The sequence below is a fragment of the Bradyrhizobium sp. genome (assembly GCF_019242285.1).
Taxonomy (GTDB): domain Bacteria; phylum Pseudomonadota; class Alphaproteobacteria; order Rhizobiales; family Xanthobacteraceae; genus Bradyrhizobium.
This window is the reverse complement of sequence record NZ_JAFAVV010000795.1, coordinates 28,094-48,451: the sequence shown is the minus strand read 5'-3', so window position 1 is coordinate 48,451 and position 20,358 is coordinate 28,094. Positions and strand designations below refer to the sequence as shown.

At 67.0% G+C, this 20,358-nt stretch carries 21 protein-coding genes; 15 read left to right on the top strand and 6 right to left on the bottom strand.

All coding sequences use genetic code 11. The annotated features are described in order from the left end of the window. The 3 genes from hisG to JOY90_RS32595 form a co-directional block, all read right to left on the bottom strand. A partial coding sequence (gene hisG, locus JOY90_RS32605; RefSeq protein ID WP_291695201.1) for an ATP phosphoribosyltransferase occupies positions 1 to 720 on the bottom strand: 720 nt, incomplete at its 3' end. After that, positions 717 to 1,895, bottom strand: a complete 1,179-nt coding sequence (locus JOY90_RS32600; protein ID WP_291695200.1) for an ATP phosphoribosyltransferase regulatory subunit — start codon at positions 1,893 to 1,895, stop codon at positions 717 to 719. The genes hisG and JOY90_RS32600, both read right to left, overlap by 4 nt. A gap of 319 nt (positions 1,896 to 2,214) precedes the next feature. Further along, positions 2,215 to 3,021 (bottom strand): 16S rRNA (uracil(1498)-N(3))-methyltransferase, encoded by an 807-nt coding sequence (locus tag JOY90_RS32595; RefSeq protein ID WP_291695199.1) that lies wholly within the window; start codon positions 3,019 to 3,021, stop codon positions 2,215 to 2,217. A gap of 216 nt (positions 3,022 to 3,237) precedes the next feature. On the opposite strand from JOY90_RS32595, the gene JOY90_RS32590 reads away from it, so the two are divergent. After that, entirely contained in the window at positions 3,238 to 3,888 is a 651-nt protein-coding gene (locus JOY90_RS32590; protein ID WP_291695206.1) for a hypothetical protein, read from the top strand. A gap of 18 nt (positions 3,889 to 3,906) precedes the next feature. Beyond that, positions 3,907 to 4,833, top strand: a complete 927-nt coding sequence (ubiA, locus tag JOY90_RS32585) for a 4-hydroxybenzoate octaprenyltransferase (RefSeq protein WP_291695198.1) — start codon at positions 3,907 to 3,909, stop codon at positions 4,831 to 4,833. Positions 4,834 to 5,038: 205 nt separating this feature from the next. On the opposite strand, the gene JOY90_RS32580 is transcribed toward ubiA, so the two are convergent. Next, positions 5,039 to 5,563 (bottom strand): DUF6101 family protein, encoded by a 525-nt coding sequence (locus JOY90_RS32580; protein WP_291695197.1) that lies wholly within the window; start codon positions 5,561 to 5,563, stop codon positions 5,039 to 5,041. Positions 5,564 to 5,844: 281 nt separating this feature from the next. On the opposite strand from JOY90_RS32580, the gene JOY90_RS32575 reads away from it, so the two are divergent. From JOY90_RS32575 to lpxK, 6 genes are all read left to right on the top strand, one after another. Beyond that, positions 5,845 to 7,245 (top strand): TldD/PmbA family protein, encoded by a 1,401-nt coding sequence (locus JOY90_RS32575; RefSeq protein WP_291695196.1) that lies wholly within the window; start codon positions 5,845 to 5,847, stop codon positions 7,243 to 7,245. Further along, positions 7,232 to 8,047: a 3'(2'),5'-bisphosphate nucleotidase CysQ gene (locus JOY90_RS32570; protein WP_291695195.1), complete on the top strand. Its 816-nt coding sequence runs from the start codon at positions 7,232 to 7,234 to the stop codon at positions 8,045 to 8,047. The genes JOY90_RS32575 and JOY90_RS32570 overlap by 14 nt, the downstream gene beginning before the upstream one ends. 64 nt (positions 8,048 to 8,111) lie before the next feature. Then, on the top strand, positions 8,112 to 8,354 hold the full coding sequence (locus tag JOY90_RS32565) for a DUF4170 domain-containing protein (RefSeq protein WP_291695194.1): 243 nt from the start codon (positions 8,112 to 8,114) through the stop codon (positions 8,352 to 8,354). A gap of 2 nt (positions 8,355 to 8,356) precedes the next feature. Then, the gene (locus tag JOY90_RS32560; RefSeq protein ID WP_291695193.1) at positions 8,357 to 9,073 is read left to right on the top strand and encodes a lysophospholipid acyltransferase family protein; all 717 of its coding nucleotides are present in this window, start codon (positions 8,357 to 8,359) and stop codon (positions 9,071 to 9,073) included. Further along, positions 9,066 to 10,370, top strand: coding sequence for a 3-deoxy-D-manno-octulosonic acid transferase (locus JOY90_RS32555; protein WP_291695192.1), 1,305 nt, complete (start codon positions 9,066 to 9,068; stop codon positions 10,368 to 10,370). The genes JOY90_RS32560 and JOY90_RS32555 overlap by 8 nt, the downstream gene beginning before the upstream one ends. Then, positions 10,363 to 11,394, top strand: coding sequence for a tetraacyldisaccharide 4'-kinase (gene lpxK, locus JOY90_RS32550; RefSeq protein ID WP_291695191.1), 1,032 nt, complete (start codon positions 10,363 to 10,365; stop codon positions 11,392 to 11,394). Before JOY90_RS32555 ends, lpxK begins: the two co-directional genes overlap by 8 nt. 8 nt (positions 11,395 to 11,402) lie before the next feature. On the opposite strand, the gene JOY90_RS32545 is transcribed toward lpxK, so the two are convergent. Further along, a complete protein-coding gene (locus JOY90_RS32545; protein ID WP_291695190.1) occupies positions 11,403 to 11,630 on the bottom strand; it encodes a DUF2093 domain-containing protein in 228 nt (75 codons plus the stop codon). A 169-nt stretch (positions 11,631 to 11,799) separates the two neighbouring features. Here JOY90_RS32545 and JOY90_RS32540 point away from each other — a divergent pair, with 169 nt between their 5' ends. Continuing rightward, positions 11,800 to 12,636, top strand: a complete 837-nt coding sequence (locus JOY90_RS32540) for a dienelactone hydrolase family protein (RefSeq protein ID WP_291695205.1) — start codon at positions 11,800 to 11,802, stop codon at positions 12,634 to 12,636. A gap of 108 nt (positions 12,637 to 12,744) precedes the next feature. Here JOY90_RS32540 and xseA read toward each other — a convergent pair whose 3' ends face one another. Then, positions 12,745 to 14,346 (bottom strand): exodeoxyribonuclease VII large subunit, encoded by a 1,602-nt coding sequence (xseA, locus tag JOY90_RS32535; protein ID WP_291695189.1) that lies wholly within the window; start codon positions 14,344 to 14,346, stop codon positions 12,745 to 12,747. Here xseA and JOY90_RS32530 point away from each other — a divergent pair. The 6 genes from JOY90_RS32530 (at position 14,345) to JOY90_RS32505 (ending at position 20,248) form a co-directional block, all read left to right on the top strand. Beyond that, complete coding sequence (locus JOY90_RS32530; protein WP_291695188.1) at positions 14,345 to 15,001, top strand: DUF2306 domain-containing protein; 657 nt, start codon at positions 14,345 to 14,347, stop codon at positions 14,999 to 15,001. The genes xseA and JOY90_RS32530 overlap by 2 nt on opposite strands. Beyond that, entirely contained in the window at positions 14,998 to 15,549 is a 552-nt protein-coding gene (locus tag JOY90_RS32525; RefSeq protein ID WP_291695187.1) for a hypothetical protein, read from the top strand. The genes JOY90_RS32530 and JOY90_RS32525 overlap by 4 nt, the downstream gene beginning before the upstream one ends. Positions 15,550 to 15,553: 4 nt before the next feature. Continuing rightward, positions 15,554 to 15,880, top strand: coding sequence for a transcriptional regulator (locus JOY90_RS32520; protein ID WP_291695186.1), 327 nt, complete (start codon positions 15,554 to 15,556; stop codon positions 15,878 to 15,880). A 72-nt stretch (positions 15,881 to 15,952) separates the two neighbouring features. Then, a complete protein-coding gene (gene purD / locus JOY90_RS32515; protein ID WP_291695185.1) occupies positions 15,953 to 17,230 on the top strand; it encodes a phosphoribosylamine--glycine ligase in 1,278 nt (425 codons plus the stop codon). A 56-nt stretch (positions 17,231 to 17,286) separates the two neighbouring features. Further along, the gene (locus JOY90_RS32510; protein ID WP_291695184.1) at positions 17,287 to 17,865 is read left to right on the top strand and encodes a hypothetical protein; all 579 of its coding nucleotides are present in this window, start codon (positions 17,287 to 17,289) and stop codon (positions 17,863 to 17,865) included. Between the two features lie 664 nt (positions 17,866 to 18,529). Then, positions 18,530 to 20,248 carry a GMC oxidoreductase gene (locus JOY90_RS32505; protein ID WP_291695204.1) on the top strand — a complete coding sequence of 573 codons (1,719 nt, stop codon included), beginning with the start codon at positions 18,530 to 18,532 and terminating at the stop codon, positions 20,246 to 20,248. Positions 20,249 to 20,358 lie beyond the last annotated feature (110 nt).

Here is a 20,358-nt window from a genome sequence, read left to right as displayed (position 1 = left end):
GCGGTATTTGTGGGCGCGGGCGCGCGCGGCGATGTGGTCGAGGATGATGCGCGCCATCTCGCGGGCGTCCGCCGACCAGTCGGCGTCGCGCGCGGCGACCAGATTGGCCTGGCTCCTCAGGATCACGCCGTCGTCGAGCACCTTGAGCCCGTTGGCGGCGAGGGTGGCACCCGTCGTGGTGATGTCGACGATCATCTCGGCGGTGCCGGTCGCGGGCGCCCCCTCGGTCGCGCCCGCGCTCTCGACGATCCGGTAGTCGACCACGCCGTGGCTCGCGAAGAAATTGCGGGTGAGGTTGATGTACTTGGTCGCGACCCGCATGCGCCGGTTATGCTGCTCGCGGAAGCCGGTGGTGACGTCGTCGAGATCGGCCATGGTGCGGACGTCGATCCAGGCCTGCGGCACCGCGACCACGACATTGGCGTTGCCGAAGCCGAGTTGCTCGATCAAGAGCACGCGCTTCTCGGCGTTGGGGATGGTCTCGCGCACCAGGTCTTCGCCGGTGACGCCGAGATGCACGGCGCCGCTCGCGAGCTGGGCGGCGATCTCGCTCGCCGATAGGTAGGCGATTTCGACCTGGTCGTAGCCCATCATGGTGCCGCGATATTCGCGAGCGCCGCGGGGCTTGGCCAGCGCCAGCCCCGCCTCGGTGAAGAAGGCTTCCGCGTTCTCCTGCAGCCGGCCCTTGGAGGGGACCGCGACGACGAAGAGCGCGCTCACGTCCGCCTCCCGCTTCTCGTGGTGGCCGGTGCCTTGGCGAGCCGCGTCAGCGCCTCGACCCAGACCGAGAAGCCGACCGCGGGGATCGGCACGGCCGATCCGAGCTGCGTCATCAATCCATCATAGCGGCCGCCGGCGACCAGCGGCTCGGCGTCGTGGCCCGCGGCATGCAGCTCGAACTCGAAGCCGGTGTAGTAGTCGAGCCCGCGCCCGAAGGCGGTGGAGAAGCGCGTGTTGCGGACATCGATGCCGCGCGCCGCCATGAAGCCGACCCGGCTCTCGAACAGGTCGATCGCGGCGTCGAGCTCGAGCCTGGCGTCGGAGGCGAGGGCGCGCAGTTGCGCCACCGCGTCGTCGGGATCGCCCGAAATCGCGAGGAAGCGCTTGAGGATGGCGAGTGCGTCGCGCGGCAGCGCGCCGCCCTTCAGCGTTGCCTGTTCGAGGAAGCGGTCGGCGATCTCCGCCGTGGTGCGGCCGCCGACATGGCTTGCGCCCGCAATCGACATCAGGTCGGTCACCAGCGCGAGCGCCGCCTTGCGGTCGCTGCCTGCGAGCGCGGCAAGCACGCCCTGATATTCGTTGTGGCCCGGGCCGGTCGCGAGCGTGAGCTGCTCGATATCTTCGGCGAGATTGATCTTGCGGTTGAAATCCTTGACCAGCCGGCGCCGCCATACCGGATAGAGCTTCAGCGCGTCGATCAGCGCGTTGAACAGGGCGACGTCGCCGGTGCGGATCTCGACCTCCGTGACGCCGAAGGCGTGAGTGGCCTCCAGCGCCAGGGCCAGCATCTCGGCATCGGCCGCGGCGCGATCCTGCCGCCCGAAGGATTCGATGCCCGCCTGCAGGAACTCGCTCGGCCGGCCCCAGCGATAGCGGAACACGGCACCGAGATAGGAAAAGCCGGCCGCCTCGCCGGCTCGCGGCGAGGCGAGATAGTCCCGCGCCACCGGGATCGTGAGATCGGGACGCAAGCAGAGCTCCTCGCCGGTCGGATCGGTGGTGAGGTACAGGCTCTTGCGGATGTCCTCGCCGGATAGGTCCAGGAACGGCTCGGCCGGCTGCAGGATGGTGGGCTCCGCGCGCGCATAGCCCGCCTGGGCAAACGACTGCAGCAGCGCATCCGCCCAGTTGGTGGAGGCGGTCGCAGCACCGGTTGCGGCGTCGGTCGAGGTCATTTCGGCGTCCGGTCAGGTGAGAGAGGCTGGTTCCAATAGCCATTTGGCGCCAGCCCCTTAGCATGGCCCCGAGACGGTTTCGACAGGGATCGGGCACCTCGCTTAATGATTCGACGAGACGTTCTGCGATGTTGAGCGCTGCCGTTCGCCAACGGAAGCGCGCTCCCTCCCCCCTCTCGTCCGCCGAAGCCCGCCTTCGGGGCGAAGGCGGATGCGGGGGAGGGTCGGGGAGGGAGCAACCGCAAACTCGATGCATCCGAATCGGGGAAAAACTCTCTTTGCCGACAAACGTAGAGCGCGCCGTGTGGCACCCCCCTCCCTAGCCCTCCCCCGCAAGGGGGGAGGGAACTCCACTTCCGTTGCCGCGGCTGATGGGCCCGACCTCGCTACCCCAATCCCCGAGCGTTGCCTGCACCAGGGCGAGCGCGGCGACGGCGGCGGTGTCGGCGCGCAGGATGCGGGGGCCGAGGGCTAGCCGCACGATGAGCGGCTGGCCCAGCAGCAGCGCGCGCTCCTCCTCGGCAAAGCCGCCCTCCGGGCCGATCAGGATGTCGATGCCCGCAGCGCTACCCGCCGCCCGCAGTGCGACCACTGGATCGGTCACCTCGGCCGCCTCGTCGCAGAACACCAGGAGCCGGGCCGAATCACGTGTTGCCAGGAACCGCTCGAGCGGAACCGGCTCGCCGACCTCGGCCAGGCTGAGGATACCGCATTGCTCGGCCGCCTCGACGACATTGGCGCGCATTCGCTCGCCATTGATTCGCGTCACCTGGGTGAAGCGGGTCAGCACCGGCTGCAGGACGCCGGCGCCCATCTCGACGGCTTTCTGCACCATGTAGTCGAGCCGGGCGTGTTTCAGCGGCGCGAACACGCAGGTGAGGTCCGGCAGATGGTCCTGCGGCCGGGTTCGCGCTTGAACGATCAGGCTGTCCGGCCGCTTGCGGCCCGCGATTGCAGCTCGCCATTCGCCATCCCTGCCATTGAAGACCAGCACGTTGTCGCCGGCACCCAGCCGCAGCACGTTGCCGAGATAGTTGCTCTGGCCGCGCTCCAGCGCGACGCTGCTGCCCTCGCCAAGAGGCAAATCGACGAACAGCCGGGGGGAGCGGAAATCGAGGTTTGGCACAGGGAGAATTCCAAGATTTAGGGTCTTTTAACCGAAGGATGCAGAATTCGCGGCACTAATTGGGGGTGCCTGCGGCCCTGCGCCGCGCTGTCGCCCAAATCCCCGGGTTGTTAAGGGTTGGCAGGAATCGTACAAACCGGGACCGGAAATGCGTTTTCCGAACTTCGGATGTGAGCCGCGGACGGCTCCTTGGACCTTGCCGGAGAAACAGCCGTGATGATCCGTTCGATGGTACCGCTGCTGGCGGCCGCCTTCATCCTCCATGCTGCGCCTGCGGGCGCGCAGAACCCGTTCCCCGCGCCGCTGCCGAACCAGAGCGGCGTGGTCCGCAACGACCCGGCATTTCCGCCCGTGAACGGTGCACCGTCCGGCGGGTTCCCCTCGGGCGGCGTCGCGCCAGTCACGGGGGCGGGCGGATTCGGTCCGCCCCCAGGAGCCGCTTCTCCTCCCCAGGCCGGCGCTGGGGACGCCTGCATGAAGGCTTTCATTCCGCTGCGCGAGGACGCCGAGAAGAAGGGCAAGATGATCAAGGCGGCCAGCGACCGCCATGCGGGACCCGACGAGGCCTGCAAGCTGATCGCGAATTTCGGCAGGGCCGAGCTCAAGATGATCAGCTATGTCGAGACCAATGCGGCAAAGTGCGGAATCCCGCCCCAGATCGCCGACCAGTTGAAGGCCGGCCACAAGAACACCGAGGCGATGCAGGCCAAGGTCTGCAACGTCGCACAGCAGATGCAGAACCGCGCGCCCGCGGGCCCGAGCCTCAGCGAGGTGCTCGGCTCGTCGACGGCGGCGCCTGAGGCGACTGCGACCAAGAAAGGCGGCAGCACCTTCGATACCTTGAACGGCAACGTGCTCGCGCGTTAGCGGGATAAGTGACGCTGCATGAGTGACTTGGCAACGCGCGTCGCGGATTCGACCGGCAATTGGGTCGACACGCTCGCGCCGCGCTGGTCGCGGCCCTACTTGCGGCTCGCCCGGCTCGATCGTCCGATCGGCTCGTGGCTGCTGTTGATGCCGTGCTGGTGGTCGGCGGCGCTCGCCGCCGGCGTCGCGCACGATCTCTCTCTCCTGCCGCGCGACATCGCGCTGTTCTTCGTCGGCGCGTTCGCGATGCGCGGTGCCGGCTGCACCTGGAACGACATCACCGACCGTGATCTCGATGCCCGCGTCGAGCGGACGCGCTCGCGGCCGATCCCGGCCGGGCAGGTCAGCGTGACGCAGGCGCTGGTGTTCCTGGTGGCGCAGGCGCTGATCGGGCTTGCCGTGCTCTTGCAGTTCAATCGCTTTGCGGTTTTCACCGGCATCGCCTCGCTGATCATCGTCGCGATCTACCCCTTCATGAAGCGCATCACCTGGTGGCCGCAGATCGTGCTCGGGCTCGCCTTCTCCTGGGGCGCGCTGATGGGTTTCGCGGTGACGTTCGCCCGCCTCGATGCGACCGCGCTCGTGCTCTACGCCGGCTCGATCGCCTGGGTGATCGGCTATGATACGATTTATGCGCATCAGGACATCGAGGATGACGCGCTGATCGGCATCAAGTCGACGGCTCGGCTGTTCGGTGACCGCACGCGACCGGCGCTGGTGATTTTCTATGGGCTGGCGGTCGTTCTGATCGGCGTGGCGCTGGTGCTGACCGATGCACGGCTCGCCGCGTGGCTCGGCCTTGCGACATTCGCCGCCCATCTGGCCTGGCAGATCCGCCGCTTGCGGATCGGCGATGGTGCGCTGTGCCACCGTATATTCAAGTCGAATCGCGACGCGGGGCTCCTGCTGTTCGCCGGCCTGCTCGTCGATGCGGTGCTACGTTGAATATGTAGTTTGTAGGGTGGGCTAAGACGCGAAGCGTCGTGCCCACCATTCTTTCGACAGCATGGGTTCTGAATGGTGGGCACGGCGCTTGCGCGCCTTAGCCCACCCTACGATTCTGCGGGTGATTTAAGCATGTCATTGCGATCGACGTGTTCGCCGTAGCTCGAAGAGCGAAGGCGGAAGCTTTGCTCGCGATGACGAAGTCTTACTCCCGTGCGATGATCTCGCGCTCGCCGCGATGGATGCTCGCAGCGTCGAGCAGCGCGCCGATGCGGCGGCGCATCAGGAAGCTCGGTCGCCGCTGATGCAGCACGTTGCGGCGCCGGCGGCGCGGCGCGGGCTCCTCATCGGCCTCGTCGCTGAGCTGGGGCAGCGCGAAAAGGTCGCTCCACATCAGGAACGCGTGGGCGATCTCGTCGGCGTCCTCGCTGACGCACAATGGAATCGTCAGCGACGGATCGCGGTGGACCAGGACCACCATCTGCGCCTCGTCGATGCCACGCAAGGCGACACCGAGAAAGTCGCGGACGCGGAGGTTGACCGACATCCGCATGCCCTGGACGGCGCGGCGCAGCACGACGCGCTCGCGGTGAAGTTCGATCTGCCGCACGCCGCCGTCGGCACGGGTGTCGTGAGCATGGTAGCTGATGGGCAGAGAATGAGGGTCGAGCCGCAGGACGCGGCCCGACCCGGCGGGGTTGAACCCGCTTGTTGCAGTTTGACGCCTCACGGCTTTGATCTCCCCGCCGGAATTATGTTTCCGGTCGATACCAGGGACCGTAGCGCCAGCTCGTCCGAATTCGCTTAAAAAGGCTGGTTAATCGGATGTGACCTGCGGCGCATTCACCGTCATGATTGACAAGACCTTGGCGCGCATGATTGACGAGATGTTGCTGCGAACCGGACAATTCGAATTTCCATCAGGCGAAGCCGCTTGAAGTCCGTGACCGCGGGGCACATTTGTGGGGTTTGCCGATTCCCGCCCGTCCTCCAGCTCCGGAGACTTTGTTCGTGATCTCTTCACCGTCAATCGCATCGCCGCCTTCCGGCAAGCTGGCCCATTCCGATCTGTTCGATCAGTCGGTGCTGAGCGAACTCGCCCAGCGCCTGGTCGAGGCCGCAAAACGCGCCGGCGCCGATGCCGCCGACGCGGTGGCGGTGCGCGGTGTCTCGCAGGGCGTCGAGGTTCGCGACGGCCGCGTCGAGGAATCCGAGCGCTCCGAGGGCGACGACGTCGGATTGCGGGTGCTGGTGGGACGGCGCCAGGCCGTGGTGTCGACCAACGATGTCGGCGGCGACGGCGCGATGCGGCTCGCCGAGCGCGCGGTGGCGATGGCGAAGGTGGCGCCGGACGACAAATATGTCGGCCTTGCCGATCCGGCGCTGCTGGCCCGCGATTTTCCCGATCTCGACCTGCTCGACCCGGGGATGCCGTCGGTGGCCGAGCTCGAGCAGCGCGCGCAGGCCGCGGAGGCGGCGGGCCTCGCGGTGAAGGGGGTCACCAAGTCGGGCGGCGCGTCGGCCTCCGCCGGCATCGGCGGCATGGTGCTGGTGACCAGCGCGGGCTTTCACGGCGCCTATCTGCGGTCCAGCCAGAGCATCTCCATGACGGCGATCTCGGGCGAGGGCACCGGCATGGAGCGAGATTACGACTACACGTCGGCGCCGCACGCCGCCGACCTGCTGCCGCCCGAGCAGGTGGGCAAGGTCGCCGGCGAGCGCACGGTGGCGCGCGCCAATCCGCGCAAGGTCGAGACCTGCAACGTGCCCGTCGTGTACGACCCGCGCGTCTCCGGCTCGCTGGTGGGTCATCTCGTCGGCGCCGTCAACGGCGCCTCGATCGCGCGCAAGACCTCTTTCCTGAAGGACCGGCTCGGCCAGCAATTGTTCGCCAGCAACGTCCGCATCGTCGACGATCCCTTGCGCCGGCGCGGCCTGCGCTCGCAATCCTTCGACGCCGAGGGCGTGAAGGTGAAGAAGCTCGCGATCATCGACGAGGGCGTGCTCACCTCGTGGCTGCTGGATTCGGCGACCGCCCGCGAGCTCGGCCTGGTGACGACCGGCCACGCCCATCGCGGCGTCTCGTCGTCGCCGTCGCCGGGGCCCTACAATCTGCATCTCGAGGCCGGCGAGGCGACCCCGGCCGAACTGATCGCCGACATCAAGCAGGGTTTCTACGTCACCGATCTGATCGGCTCCGGCGTCAACGGCGTCACCGGCGACTACAGCCGCGGCGCGTCCGGCTTCTGGATCGAGAACGGCACGATCAGCTATCCGGTCAGCGAGGTGACGATCGCGGGACATCTGCTCGAGATGTTCAAGTCCATGGTGCCGGCCAGCGACCTGGAATTCCGTTACGGCGTCAACGCGCCGACCGTGCGCATCGAGGGTTTGACGCTTGGGGGACGCTGACGCCGGTCGCGCAGGAGAGGAGATTCCGAGCCGCGACGCCGAATTGCTGAAGGATACCGTCCGCGACGCCGGCGCGCTCGCGCTGTCGCTGTTCCGGACCGACCTGAAGAACTGGATCAAGGGAGCGTCGTCGCCGGTATCGGAGGCCGATATCGCCGTCAACGACCTCCTGGAGCAGCGGCTGCGCTCGGCCACGCCAGACTATGGCTGGTTGTCCGAGGAGAGCGCCGACGACTCGGAGCGCCTCGGCAAGCGCCGGGTCTGGATCGTCGATCCGATCGACGGCACGCGCGCCTATCTCGCCGGCCGCGAGGATTGGTGCGTGAGTGTGGCTCTGGTTGAGGACAGACGGCCGCTGCTCGCAGCCGTATTCGCACCGGCGAGTGCCGAGTTTTTCTTCGCCCGCCGCGGACATGGCGCCATGCATAACGACGTGCCGGTCCACGCGACGCCAGGCACGAAGCTGGATTTCTCGCGCGTCGCGGGTCCCAAGCCGCTGGTCGAGCGGATGAGCCCATCGCGCGACATCACGCTGCATCCGCGCATCGGCTCACTGGCGCTCCGGCTGTGCCGGGTCGCACAGGGCCGCCTCGATGCCGCTTTCGCCGGCGGGCAGAGCCGCGACTGGGATCTGGCCGCCGCGAATTTGATCGTGCAGGAGGCGGATGGTATGATGACGACGCTTTCCGGCGAACCGATTCTCTACAATCGGCGCGAAGTGGCGCATGGGGTGCTGGTGGCCGCAGGGCGCGAACGACATGCGAGCATCGTCTCGCATTTTCGCGACCGGCCGATCCCCTAGCCCCCATGAAGCGTCTGCGTGCGATCTTGATGCTTGCCGGGCCTTCCCTTAAGGACATCCCACCATGCCAGACAGCGCCCCGCAGCAACTGCTTCACCTCGTCATCGGCGGCGAGCTGATCGACCTTCAGCACAACACGTTCAAGGACCTCGACAAGGTGGACATCGTCGGCGTGTTTCCGAACTACGCGACCGCCCTGGTCGCCTGGAGGGCCAAGGCGCAGCAGACCGTCGACAACGCCCACATGCGCTACTTCATCGTGCACCTGCACCGGCTGCTTGATCCCGGTCAAGACGCGAAACCCTGAAATTGAAAGGCCTGTTTCGTAAAGCGCTGCGCAGCAGCTGGTTTCAGCGCGCTGTCGGCTTCCTCGCGGCCGAGTTCCTGCGCCTGGTCTGGCGGACCAATCGCTTCACCTATGAGCCGGCCAACATCTACGAGCTGGTCGAGCCCAGCATGCCCGGCATCCTGGTGTTCTGGCACGGCCAGCATTTCCTGACACCGTTCATCAAGACCAAGGCAAGCTACCGCGCCAAGACGCTGATCTCCCGGCATCGCGACGGCGAGTACAATGCGCTCGCGGCCGAGCGACTCGGCATCGGAACCATTCGCGGCTCCGGCGATCACGGCGCGGCGTTCCATCGCAAGGGCGGCGTCGGCGCGTTCAAGGAGATGGTGCGGGCGCTGGCGGACAACTATAATGTCGCGCTGACAGCGGACGTGCCCAAGCGCGCGCGCGTTGCAGGTCTCGGCATCATCATGCTGGCGAGAGAATCGGGACGGCCGATCATGCCCTTTGCGATGGCGACCAGCCGTTATGTCCGGTTGCGCAACTGGGATAGCACCACCATCAATCTGCCGTTCGGGCGCGGCGCGCTGGTGGGAATCAAGGAGATTCATGTGCCCCCGGATGCCGACGCTGCGGCGATGGAAGCGCTGCGCCTCGAGCTGGAAAAGACCCTGAACGAGGCGACCCGCCGCGCCTATGCCATCATCGGCCGTCCGGACGGCGCCAGCCATGTCTAGTCCGCTGCCGATGACGCTGCGGTTCTACCGTGGCCTGTCGTCGGCCATGGTGCCGCTGGCGCCGGTGCTGATCAGGCGGCGGCTGAGGTTGGGCAAGGAGGATCCGGAACGGATCGGCGAGCGGCGCGGGCTCAGCCGCGACGTCCGCCCGCTCGGTCCGCTGGTGTGGGTGCACGGCGCGAGTGTCGGCGAGGTGCTGGCGGCAGCGGCGCTGATCGAGCGGTTGCGCGAGCTCAATCTGCGCATCCTCTTGACCTCGGGCACGGTGACCTCCGCTGCCGTCGTCGCCAAGCGCTTCCCGCCGGACGTCATCCACCAATACGTACCCTATGATTCGCCCCGCTATGTCGCGCGCTTCCTGGATCACTGGCAGCCGTCGCTCGCGCTGTTCATCGAATCCGATCTGTGGCCGAACCTGATCCTAGCCGGCGCGGCGCGGCGCCTGCCGATGGTACTGATCAACGGCCGGATGTCGCCGCGGTCGTTCCCGCGCTGGCGCCGGATGTCGGCGACGATCTCGGCAATCCTGGAGAAGTTCGAGGTCTGCCTCGCGCAATCGGCGACCGATGCCGAGCGCTTCTCCGTGCTCGGCTGCCGCAATGTCGTGACGACGGGCAATCTGAAGCTCGACGTTCCGGCGCCGCCGGCCGATCCGGTCAGGCTCGAGCGGTTGATGTCGGTGACGCGCGGCCGGCCGATCATGCTGGCGGCCTCGACCCATCCGGGCGAGGAGGAGCTGCTGGTCGACGCGCACAAATCGCTGGTCAGGATGTTCCCCCAGCTCCTCACCGTGATCGTGCCGCGCCATCCTCATCGTGGTCCCGGCGTCGCGGGGCTGATCGCGGCGTCGGGACTGAAGCCGGCGCTGCGTTCGCGCGAGGAGATGCCGACCGCGCCGGCGGACGTCTATGTCGCCGACACCATGGGCGAGCTCGGTCTGTTCTATCGGCTGTCGAACATCGTGTTCATGGGTGGCTCGCTGGTCGCGCATGGCGGCCAGAATCCGATCGAGCCGATCAAGCTCGGCGCGTCCATCATTCATGGTCCGCACGTGTTCAATTTTGCCGATGTCTACGCGGCGCTCGATGCCGAGGGCGGCGCCAGATGCGCCGGCACGCCGGAAGCGCTGGTCAGGCAGCTCGGGCAACTGCTCGATGATCCGGCGGCATGCGAGACCATGGCCGCCGCCGGCGAGCGCGTGGTGAACGATCTCGGCGGCGCGCTGGAGCGGACGCTCGGCGCGCTCGAGCCGTATCTCCTGCAGCTCAGGCTCGAGATGGGAGCCGCGAATGCGTGAGCCGGCCTTCTGGCACCGGCCGGCCTCCGTCCGGTCGTTGCTGCTCTGGCCGCTCGGCGCGCTCTATGGCGCGGTTACCGCGATCAGGATGCAGCGGGGGGGGCTCGACGCCGGCATTCCGGTCTTCTGCGTCGGCAACTATCATCTGGGCGGCGCCGGCAAGACGCCGACGGTGCTGGCGCTCGCCGGCCTGCTGCGCGAGCTCGACGAGACGCCGGTCGTGCTCAGCCGCGGCTATGGCGGCAGGCTGCATGGTCCCGTGATGGTCGATCCGGCGCGCCACCGCGCGGCCGATGTCGGCGACGAGCCTCTGATGATGGCACAGCACCTGGCCGTCGCGGTCGCGCGCGACCGCGTCGATGGCGTCGCGCTGGCGAAATCGCGGCGCGCCAGCGTCATCCTGATGGACGACGGTTTCCAGAATCCGCGCGTTGCCAAGGATGCGTCGCTGATCGTGATCGACAGCGACCGCGGCATCGGCAACGGTTTTGTGTTCCCGGCCGGTCCCCTGCGCGCACCATTGTCGCCGCAGCTCGGCCGCACCGATGCGCTGGTCGTGATCGGCAAGGGCCACGCCAGCGACGCCGTCGCCGCGCAAATAGCCGGGCGGGGAGGGCCGGTGTTTGCTGCGCGGCTCGCGCCGCAGCCGGCCTCGGTCGCGCGGCTCGCGGGCAAGCGTGTGCTTGCCTTCGCCGGCATCGGCGATCCTGCCCGCTTCTTCCGTACGCTGCGGGCGAGCGGGATCGAGGTGGTCCGTGAGCGCGCCTTTGCCGATCATCACGACTTCACGCCCGACGAGGTCGCAGCCCTGCTCGCCGATGCCGCACGCGAGGCGCTGACGCCGGTGACGACGGAGAAGGATCTCGTGCGGCTCGGCACGGGCACCGGGCTGTCCGCGCTGACGCAAGACATCGTGGCGTTCGCGGTGACGCTGGAATTCGAGGACACCGGCGGGGTGAGGAAATTCCTCTCCGAGCGGCTGTTTCGGGCGCGCGGGGCGAAACTCGCGGCCCGCGCCAACTGACCTCCTCGCTATGCCTGCGGCTCCAGCGCACCGGGATGATGCCGCTGCAGCACGGCGGCGGGGGTCGCGTAGGCTTCCTGCAGGTCGACGCTCCAGTATTTCAGCTCATCGAGCGGGATCCGTACATCGGTCACGGCGCAGCGTACATAGGTTCCCGGCGAGATCACGCGGAAGTCGCCGTCGAGATATTGCACCTGCGCTTCGCCATGGCCGGAGGGCCCGAATTTGTTCAGCACGGTTGAGGGCTCCGATGAATTTCGGTAATGCAGATTAATGTCGATCTATCATAGATAGGCCGTGCTGTCCGCCGGCAAAACCCACCGATTTGTGATGTTTTGCATGCATTGGCGCGTGTTAGCTATTTTCGTGGTTCGATCCCTGAAGCCTGCCGGCGACCCGCACCCGATGCGCTTCGTGTCAGCTATCACCGTCCTGGCGCTGCTTGTTTCGCTCCCATCCGCGGATGCGGGCGCGCTGCCTGCGCCGTTGCAGGTCGACATTCCCCTGAGCAGCGGCACCTTGCGCGCGGAGCTGTTCAAGCCCGAGGGCGACGGTCCGTTCCCGGCCGTGATCGCACTGCATGGATGCGGCGGCCTCGCCGGCCGCTCGGAGCCGGTGCTGCCGCGCTATCGCGACTGGGCCGAGCAGCTATTGAAGGACGGCAAGGCAGTGCTGCTGCCGGACAGCTACGGCTCCCGCGGATTGGGGCCGCAATGCCGTGTCAAGGAGCGGCCGATACGTGGACGCCGCGAGCGCGTCGAGGATATCGTGGCGTCGCGGCAATGGCTGCAGCAGCAGCCCTGGGCCATCCACGACCGCATCAGCCTGATGGGGTGGGCGGGTGGCGCGAGCGCCTTGCTGTGGGCGGTGCGGCCGCAATTGTCGACCCGCGGCATCGAGCCGGATTTCCGTTCGGCGATCGCATTCTACCCGGACTGCCGCAGCTCGGCGGGGCTCGGCTGGAGCACGCGCGTGCCGACGCTGGTGCTGATCGGCGGCAAGGACGACGTCGCCTCGCCGCCGGCCTGCCGCCAGATGATCGACGGCGCGCGCGGGCGCAGCGCGCTGACGCGGATGGTGGTCTATCCCGGCGCCTACCAGGATTTCGATCGCGTCAACCTGCCCCTGCACGCGCTGGCCGGAACCTCGGACGCGGCGCTGCCCGAGCACGGCCATCTCGCCAGCGACGCCGAGGCGCGCGCCGATTCGCAGAAGCTCGTCACCGAGTGGCTGGCGCGCTGACGCGCCGCCGGAGCGTTTTCGAGCGAAGTGGATACCGGTTCGCGTGAAGAAAACGCGTCAAAACAAAGAAGCAGGAGCTTCCGTTCCGATTCCATCGGAACGGAAGCTCTAGAACAGGCTGCCCTGGTCCACCGGTTTTGCCACCCGCTTCGGTGTGGCCGGCTTCGCCTCGCGCACCGGCTTCGGCGAGGTGGCCGGCCGATCGGCGTCGGTCGTGGCGCCGACGCGGCCATCGGAAAATTCGAGCTCCAACCGGGCGAGTGGGCCGATGCTGTCGGCGCTGTGCACGGGGTGGCCGGCCTCGTCGCGCACCAGGGCAAAACCGCGCGCCAGCACGCTGCGATAGGACAGCGCGCCGAGCAGTTGCCCGCTATGGGTCATGCGCGCCTCAAGCCGGTGCAGCATCGTCCCGAGTGCTCTTCGTGCCCGTTCGGCAAGCCGCTCGGTGCGCTCGCGCTGGCGCGCGATCGCCTGGCGCTGCGCCTCGGCGTTGGCGAGCTTCGAGGCCTTGAAGCGCGCCGCGAGCCCGGCGTAGCGGTCGCGCCGGCCGTGCAGCAGCGCGCGCGAGGACAGCGTCAGGCGCTCGCCGGACACGACGAGGCGATGCCGGGCCTGCGCCACCTGGCCGCGCAGCACGCGCACGGTGAGCCTTGCGCTGGCGCCGGCGAAACGGCGGAAATGCGCATGCGTGTTGGCCTTCAGGCCGCGGGGCAGGGCGCCTGCGGCTGCATCCAGCCGCTGGCGCGGGATCGCCAGCAACTGGTTGGCCGCAGGCAGCGCGCGCGCGGCCGCGCGAAATTCGTTGCGGCGGCCTTCCTGGGCGCGCTGCCAGCACACGGCGACGCGACGCGCCAGCACCGTCACCTCCGACAGCAGCTCGCTGCGCACCGGCACCGCCATCTCGGCTGCGGCCGTCGGCGTCGGCGCGCGCTTGTCGGCGACGAAATCGATCAGCGTGACGTCGGTCTCATGGCCCACCGCCGAGATCAGCGGGATCACGCTGTCGGCCGCGGCCCGGACCACGATCTCCTCGTTGAACGACCAGAGGTCCTCCAGCGAGCCGCCGCCGCGCGCCACGATCAGCACGCAGGGCCGCGGGATCCGGCCGCCCTCGGGCAGCGCATTGAAGCCGCGGATGGCGGCTGCGACCTGCTCGGCCGAGCCCTCGCCCTGCACCTTGACCGGCCACACCAGCACGCGGCGGGGGAAGCGGTCCTCGAGCCGATGCAGGATGTCGCGAATGACCGCGCCGGTCGGTGAGGTGACGACGCCGATCACCTCGGGCAGCCAGGGCAGTTGCTTCTTGCGGGACTGGTCGAACAGGCCTTCGGCCGCGAGCTTCTTCTTGCGCTCCTCCATCAGCGCCATCAGCGCGCCGATGCCGGCGGGCTCGAGCTGCTCGATCACGATCTGGTATTTCGAGGAGCCCGGATAGGTCGTCAGCTTCCCGGTGGCGATGACCTCGAGCCCTTCCTGCGGCTTGAAGCGCATCCGGTAATGCGCGCTCTTCCAGATCACGGCCTCGATCTTGGCGTTCTCGTCCTTGAGCGCGAAATAGCAGTGTCCGGAGGAATGCGCCCCGCGAAAGCCGGAAATCTCGCCGCGAACGCGGACATGGCCATAGGTGTCCTCGACCGTCCGCTTCAGTGAGGCGGACAGCTCGGACACGGTGAATTCGGGCGCGTTGATCAGGACTTCGGCTGCAGGCATGTCGAATCGCGAACAAAAGGGGTCCGTGCAAGGTAAGGATTTTCGCCGCCAGGCGCCAACTCACATCTCGTCTTTTCCTTTACTCTGTGTTACAGAGCTATCTGTATCTTTGGTTCCCGAATTCGAGGTGCCCATGCTTCCCCATTTGACCCTGTTTGGCTCCATTCATGCAGCCCTGGCCGGCTTCGGCATCATTGCCGGCGCCATCCAGTTCGTACTTTCGAAGGGAGGCCCAATTCATCGCGCGACGGGCTACGCCTATGTTTATGCCATGCTGGTCGCGGACGCGACGGCGCTGCTGGTCTATCGGTTCAACGGTCGCTTCAACCTGTTTCATGTCGGCGCGATCGTGAACTTCATCTGCATCGTGCTCGCGATCGTGCCGCTATTGCTCAGCCCGCGGCCGGCGCGCTGGAGAACGATCCACTACAACTTCATCGCCTGGTCCTACGTGTCGCTGATATCGGCGGCAGCGACAGAAATCACGGCGCGGCTGGGCCTGGTGACGACGCGCGATCAGATCGGCCTGGCGGCACTTGTCCTCTCCTTCGTGACGATGGCGATCGCTTATGTCGTGATCCGGAAGAATCGGCCGCCTGTGAACGGTCCAGCGGCTCCCAACAAGCTCATCGAGCAGGGCGGAGCGCCATCGTGATCGATAGCCGGCAGGCCAGCGCGGCGTTGAACGATATCAACGATGTCGTTCGGCGCGTCCGTCAGTCGCGAATCTATCATCTGTCCAGCCTCATCATCACGATATGGGGCGTGCTGGTGGCTGCAGCCTACATCGCCAACTACACGTGGCCGCGCCAGGGCTACACGATCTGGACGATCACGAATCTCGCGGGCCTTGCCGTCACTATCGCCGTCGGCGTCATCAGCAATGCCCGCTCGGGGACCCGCTCCTTCCCGATCCGCTCGTTGACCACGTTTCTCCTGATCGGTGCATTCGGTGTCTTCTGCTCGGTCGTGCTTGCCCATTTCGGGCTGCGTCAGATGATCGTGTTCTGGGCGCTCTACGGCATGCTGTTCTATGCGATCGCCGGCCTGTGGTTCGGCTATGCGTTCATCGTGATCGCAGTCTGCACGACCATGTTGACGTTGATCGGCTACTACGCCGTCGGTGCGAACTTCCTGTTGTGGATGGCTGCGGCCCACGGCGGCGGGCTCGTCCTCGGCGGTCTCTGGATGCGCCGAATCTAGCGCGATGGCTGACCTCGACGAGATCATTCATCAGCCGCTGCGGCTCCGGATCATGGCAGCACTCAACGCGCTGCCGCATTCGGTCGGGCTGGAATTCGTCAAGCTGAAGAAGCTGACCGGTGCCACCGACGGCAACCTCGGCGCCCATATCGAGACGCTGGCGAAGGCCGGCTATGTCGCGGTCGACAAGGCCTTCGTCGGCAGGAAGCCGCAGACCACGGTGACCGCGACCGCGGCCGGCCGCGGCGCCTTTGCCCGCCATGTCGCCACCCTGCAGGAGATCATCGCGGCCTCGGCAGGCGAGGGAGGTAAGCAGGGCGGCGTCAATTGATTTCTGCGCTTGCGGGGGCTGGCGGATTCGGGCATCCGACTTGCTGTTCCCCGTCTGTTGTGGGCGCGTTCGATGCACATCCTCCTGCTCGGTTCCGGCGGCCGCGAACATGCGCTGGCATGGAAGATCGCGGCGTCTCCGCTGGTGACGAGGCTGTGGGCGGCGCCCGGCAATGCCGGCATCGCGCGGGAGGCCGACTGCGCTGCGCTCGATCTTGCCGACCACGCCGCCGTCGCCGCCTTCTGCAAGGCGAACGAGGTCGATCTGGTCGTGGTCGGACCGGAGACGCCGCTCGCCGCCGGTATCGTCGACGATCTGGCGTCGAGCGGCATCAAGGCGTTCGGGCCCTCGAGGGCGGCCGCGCAGCTCGAAGGCTCCAAGGGTTTCACCAAGGACCTCTGCGCCGAGTTCGATATTCCGACCGGTGCCTATCGCCGTTTCACCGCGGCCGCCGATGCGCTCGCCTATGTGCGCGCGCGGGGCGCGCCGATCGTGATCAAGGCCGACGGCCTTGCCGCCGGCAAGGGCGTGGTGGTGGCGAGCACCTTGCGCGAGGCCGAGGATGCAATCGCCAGGATGTTCGGCGGCGGCTTCGGCCGCGCCGGCGCCGAAGTGGTGATCGAGGAATATCTCGAAGGCCGCGAGGTCTCCTTCTTCGCGCTGTGCGACGGCGAGACCGCGATTCCGCTTGCTTCCGCGCAGGACCACAAGCGCGCCTTCGACCACGACGAGGGCCCGAACACCGGCGGCATGGGCGCCTATTCGCCGACGCCGTTCGTCACCGGCGACATCCACGACGCGATCATGACGCGGATCATCCTGCCGACGGTCGGCGGCATGAAGGCGCGCGGCACGCCGTTTCGCGGCGTGCTCTATGCCGGCGTGATGCTGACGCAGGCGGGCCCGAAACTGTTCGAATACAACGTCCGCTTCGGCGATCCGGAGTGCCAGGTGCTGATGCTGCGCATGATGTCCGACATCGTGCCGGCGCTGCTTGCCGCCTGCGACGGACAGCTCAGGAATTTTGCGCTGCGCTGGTATCCGGAGGCTGCCGTCACCGTGGTGATGGCGGCCAGGGGTTATCCCGGCGATTACGGCAAGGGCTCGCGGATCGAGGGACTCGACGAGGCGGCCACCATCGAGGGCGTGGAGATTTTCCACGCCGGCACGGTGGCAAAAGATGGCGCGATCCTCGCCAATGGCGGCCGCGTGCTCAATGTCTGCGCGATGGGCCGCACGGTGACCGAGGCGCAGGCGCGCGCCTACCAAGCGGTCGACCGCATCCGGTGGCCGGACGGCTTTTGCCGGCGCGACATCGCCTGGCAGGCGGTGGAACGGGAACGAAGATAGAGATGCGATCGGTAGCGAGTTTCGTATTCCTGAAAAAGTCTTGTTGGGCCGGCGGCATGATGCGCGCACTGGGTGTGGCTGCCGCGGTGCTCGCGACACCATCGTTCGCCCAGCTCGCGACGCCGACGGTGCCCGAGGATGTCGAGCGGCAGAATCCGGACATCGACATCTATGCCCTGATGACCGGCAAATGCCCGAAGCTGAAGATCGCAGGGCGCGACTTCGCTTGCAAGACCATCGGTTTCTTCCACGGCGAGCATGGCCGTGTGAACTTCACCGTCGTGCTCGACGATCCGACGGATCCCAACCACATCATCTCGTTCTCCGGCAAGGACGGGCAGCGCTCGGACGACAACGTGTACCGGCTCCCGGTCGACCGCATGCTGCTGAACTCCAAGGACCGACCGAAGGCGGACGGCATGCCGGTGCCGCGGGTCGAGCTCTCGTCCGGCGGCTGCAAGCAGGTCGGCAGCTTCGCGACCCGGCAGATCTCCAGCATCTCCTGCACCGCCGTGGACAAGCACGGCAGGTTCTACGAATTGCAGTTCGTCTCCGACGGCTCGCCGATGTCGGTGACGCGCATCCGCCAGACCACCGTCGCGCAGGACCCTGCCGCGCGCGACCTGTTCAAGTGACGGACAGTCGCAGTGCGGATTAAGCGTAATCCACCTTCCGAATTTGCCCGTCGTGCCAGATTGCCGCAGGTCCGCAGCTTCCGTTTTTCAGAAATATTCTTGACGCCGACCCCAAATCAGCGGCATAATGCGCGCATCCTGCCGCCATGAGAGGGGCGCTTCGCGATCGTCACGAACGTGGGCGGTGGGATGCGGTGGACGCGGATGTGCTGCGGGACGAGCAGCGCGACGCGGACGGCGAAGGCGTGTGGTCCTGATCCCCCGACGCTGGGGTCAAGTCTCGCGGATGACGAGTCCGCGAGGCGATGGGAGCAAGAAAGCCCGGTTCCCAGGGAGAGCGCGCGATAAGTCGTAAACCATCGCGCAGGGAATGCCGGTTGATCCGGCTCGACCTGTGGTGACTGCCGCCTGCGTTTCTTGTTGCAGGCGGGCCATGGGTTGCGGCCAGCACCCGGCATTCCCTGCGCCCTCTTCTTCGAGAGGGTCCTTCGACGCACAGCTCGGGCGCGCTTTCGCGCCGCGAGAACGCAGGCGGCCGTGTCTGCCCTGCTTCGACGTCACAACCCCGCGACATTCATGCATGGCCTCGCTCTGGCGCTCACCGATCGAGCTGCGCTACCTTTCCCCGCCAAGAGCAAAACAAGAGGAAACGCCAGACGTGAACGTGTACGACACCATCATCGTGGGCGGCGGCTCGGCCGGCTCGGTGCTCGCCCACCGGCTCTCCGCCAGAAGCGCCAGCCAGATCCTGCTCTGCGAAGCCGGGCAGGATACCCCGCCCGGCAACGAGCCGCCCGAGATCGCCGACAGCTATTCCGGCACGGCCTATTTCGATCCCCGCTTCCACTGGACCGAGCTCAAGGTCACGACGCAGGTGATCAGCCACAACAATCCCACCGAGGCGCGGCCTCCCTTGCGCAAATACGAGCAGGCGCGGGTGCTCGGCGGCGGCTCCTCGATCAACGGCCAGCTCGCCAACCGCGGCGCGCCGACCGACTATGACGAGTGGGAGGCGCGGGGCGCTGTGGGGTGGAGCTGGAACGATGTGCTGCCTTACTTCCGCAAGGTCGAGCGCGATCTCGATTTCGACGGGCCGTATCACGGCAAGGACGGCCGCATCCCCGTGCGCCGTATTCCGCGCGAGCACTGGACCGGGCACGCACAGGCCGTGGCACAAGCGTTCGAACTCGCCGGCTTTTCTTTCCTGCCCGACCAGAATGGCGAGTTCACCGACGGCTATTTCCCGATCACCCATTCCAACGCGGAGGAGCGGCGCGTCTCCGCAGCCATGGGCTATCTCGATCGCGAAACGCGCAAACGTCCCAACCTGACGATCTCGACTCATACGCAGGTGAAGGAGCTTCTGTTCGAGGGCACGCGCTGCATCGGCATCAGGTGCGAGGTCGACGGCCGCGAGCAGGAATTCCGCGGCCGCGAGATCGTGCTGTCCTGCGGTGCCATCCATTCACCGGCGCACCTGCTCCGCGCCGGCATCGGCCCGGTCGGGCATCTGAAGGACTTGGGGATCGAGGTGCGGATGGGTCTTGCAGGTGTCGGCCAGCGCTTGATGGATCATCCCTCGATCGCGCTGTCGTCCTTCGTGCGCCGCGGCGCACGCATGAACGCGCATACCCGCCGCCACCTCCAGGTCGGCTTGCGCTATTCCTCCGGGATCGAAGGCGCGCCGAAGGGCGACATGTTCGTGGCCGCATTGACAAAGTCGGCCTGGCACGCTGTCGGCGAGCAGATCGGCTCGCTGCTCGCCTTCGTCAACAAGACCTATTCCGAGACCGGACAGGTCAAGCTCGCCTCGCGCGATTCGCGCGCCGAGCCGGTCGTCGAGTTCAACCTGCTCTCCGACAAACGCGATCTCGACCGGCTGATGAGCGGTTTCCGCAAGATGGCCGCGATGCAGATGAGTGCGCCGATCGCCGCGGTGACCGACAAGCCGTTCCCGGCCGCCTATTCCGACCGGGTGCGCAAGATCGGCGTCGTCAACACCAAGAACAAGGTGCTGACCTCGATCGCAGCGGCGCTGATGGACGGGCCGGCGGCGCTGCGCCACTACGTGATCGACAATTTCGTGGTCGAAGGTTTTACGTTCGACCAGGTCATGAACGATGACGAGGCGCTGGAAGCCTTCGTGCGCAAGGCGACCATCGGCGTCTGGCACGCCTCCTGTTCCTGCCGCATGGGCCGGGACGACGATCCGCTCGCGGTGGTCGACACGCAGGGGCGGGTCAAGGGCGTGCAGGGCCTCCGGGTGGTCGACGCCTCGGTCTTCCCGGTGGTGCCCTGTGCCAACACCAATTTTCCGACGCTGATGACGGCGGAGAAGATCGCGGATGTGATGCTTGCGCAGGGAGCATCCAGCGCGCCGTGAGATGAGTACGTGGGAGAGCAGTCTTTTCGCAGCCCATCCTTCGAGATGCCCGCCGCCGGCGGGCTCCTCAGGATGAGGGTCTTTCACGCGGCGAAATCCAAGAACCTCAT